The following is a 2,250-nucleotide window of genomic DNA, read 5'->3' on the forward strand; positions in this document are numbered from 1 at the left end:
TGCCTGCTTTATCGACGCCAACAGCATGAAAAACAGACTTTGCGATATCTAAACCGATTGTAGTAATCTTCATAGGTGGACCCGTCCTCTTTCTGATGAGTTTTAGCGACTACATCGTGGCCCATTGTGAGGCCGATTTAAAGTGGATGGGTCCATTCCATTATCCATGTCCGGACTCACGCAATTTATTCCAATGCCCCGCGGCAACTTCGCAGGGGAAGGTGAACTTCTGTTGCCTTAGTGTTAGCTGTTAGTTCTAAAGATTTGTGCCTGTCCCATCTTTCATATTTGCTTGGATGTTCATGCAATTAACTGAAATTATTACTCTTTCACTTTGCCTAATACTATTTACCGCGCCAAAATGCTTCTCGGTAAATAAGGTCGCGATTTTTCTGGATGAAAAATGTTGATAGCCCACTGAAACTGATGCTAACTTATTGTCATAATTAACTTATTTACTCGTTTATTCCCATGTCTAACCATATTCGGGTTGGGTTTTATTAGAAGAGCAGGTAATACACTGTTATGTGTTCTAAGGAGTCAAAATTGAGCGTAGGAAAACTATCAAAATTTATTTTGGGTGGTGTGGTTTTTGTAGTTGCAAGCTATGCGATATTCCTACTCTGGATCACATGGCCGATATCAAGTCTGACAATTGGTCAGGCAGGGGTGTTTGGAGATAGCTTTGGTATAGTCACCTCAATGTTTTCCGGATTAGCATTTGCCGGGATGATTATCACAATTCTTTTGCAGAGAGAGGAATTAAGACTTCAACGCGAGGAGCTTAAGGAAACAAGGCTAGAAATCTCAGAACAAAAGAAAATATTTAAAATCCAAAATTTCAATGAGTCATTTTACAGACTTCTGGAGTTCCATAAGAGAAATCTGTCAGAGCTCTCTGTCTTATCTGATGATGCCGAAAGACTAAAAGGCATTGACGCACTAAGGTTTCTTCTCGGAAGGTTGAAAAAAAGCTATTCAAGTTACGGGTTCCAAGGTTTTAAAAACACTACAGAAGATGAAAAAACGGAAATGGCTTACGCGCTCTTTGTAGAGATTCAAACCACCCTGGCACGCCAGTCTAGGTATTTAGAAACAATAACTAGCATATTTACTCTAATAGAGTCCCAACTAGAGTCACAAAGAGAAAAAGAAATATACCTAGATCTATTTGCATCGCAGCTTACTGTGTATGAGATAAAGTATATTTTCTATCAATGTTTAGTTAGTGATCCAAATGATTCATTACGCGAGTATGTGCACAATGCAAACTTGTTTTCTGATCGGGGTCCGCATATTGGGGTATCAAACACCCACAGAGACATCTATACATTCATCCACAAAATAGAAATACCAAAGGCCAAATCTAAGTTTCATGTACCATTCGATAGGAAAAAAATTAGAAACATCAAAAAGAAGAACCGTCTTCGAAAAGAAACACATAACAAAGCCAGTCTGCAGGACGCTGCATAGCAGCGCCTCTGCTGGCGGCGTTAGGTGATCGCAGATGTTTTCTCCGTATTTTATAACTGATGAAAATTTGGGTTTGTACCCAGAAGTGGATGTACAAACAGATGCAAGCGGTGGTGTTGTTATAAAGCTAGCATTCCACTCGCAGGTAATAGAAATGTTCTTCTACCAAGTGATTGCATTCTATTGTGTTGAAGAAAGTAATTACGAGTTGTCTCCGCTACCGGGTATGCCTAGTGACGTTGACTTTGTGTCGCTGGAAAAAGGGGCAAAAACATCTCCAATTTGGAAGGCTTCAGCCAATTACCGGCGCAGTCTTTATGCTCATCTTGATTCATATCGTGCAGATGCATCATTAGAATCTTATTTAATTTTTGGCGCCGATTACGTGGTTTTGGTTGAGTCAATCGGTTTAGTAGATGTTAAGGTTGCAACTTAAGCACCTAACAATCCGCGTCATTCGGGGCCTGCGGCCCCTGCTACGCTCACAAGTTCGCGCGCATGCGCGGGGCGTTAAATTGCTGCCAAGTAAAAGTTGGGACAGGCACAGATTTTGGGGGGATTAATAGTTCGTACAGTAGCTACAGAAGTTCACCTTCCCCTGCGAAGTTGCTGAAGGGCGTTGAAGAAAATCGCGTGAGCGAGGCATGGATCCGACTTTCCGCACCTGATTTAGGAATAAATTTGCCGATACCGTTCGCCTAACACGTCGAGAATGATCTGCTGGTCCACTGTGAGTCCTGTGACTTGAGGTGGCGCCTCTCCCAACTGGTACTCGTG

At 42.0% G+C, this 2,250-nt stretch carries 2 protein-coding genes; both read left to right on the forward strand.

The genetic code is table 11. The features are described 5' to 3' along the window. Positions 1-546 precede the first annotated feature (546 nt). The gene (locus AEA42_RS12675; protein ID WP_055647917.1) at positions 547-1,473 is read left to right on the forward strand and encodes a putative phage abortive infection protein; all 927 of its coding nucleotides are present in this window, start codon (positions 547-549) and stop codon (positions 1,471-1,473) included. Positions 1,474-1,507: 34 nt separating this feature from the next. Further along, a complete protein-coding gene (locus tag AEA42_RS12680; protein WP_055647918.1) occupies positions 1,508-1,909 on the forward strand; it encodes a hypothetical protein in 402 nt (133 codons plus the stop codon). The last annotated feature ends 341 nt before the right edge of the window (positions 1,910-2,250 follow it).

The organism is Shewanella sp. Sh95, assembly GCF_001308045.1.
GTDB lineage: Bacteria > Pseudomonadota > Gammaproteobacteria > Enterobacterales > Shewanellaceae > Shewanella > Shewanella xiamenensis.

Bases quoted from the DNA above. Each gene is read 5' to 3' on its own strand.
- AEA42_RS12680 (WP_055647918.1), top strand. From the start codon at position 1,508: ATGTTTTCTCCGTATTTTATAACTGATGAAAATTTGGGTTTGTACCCA.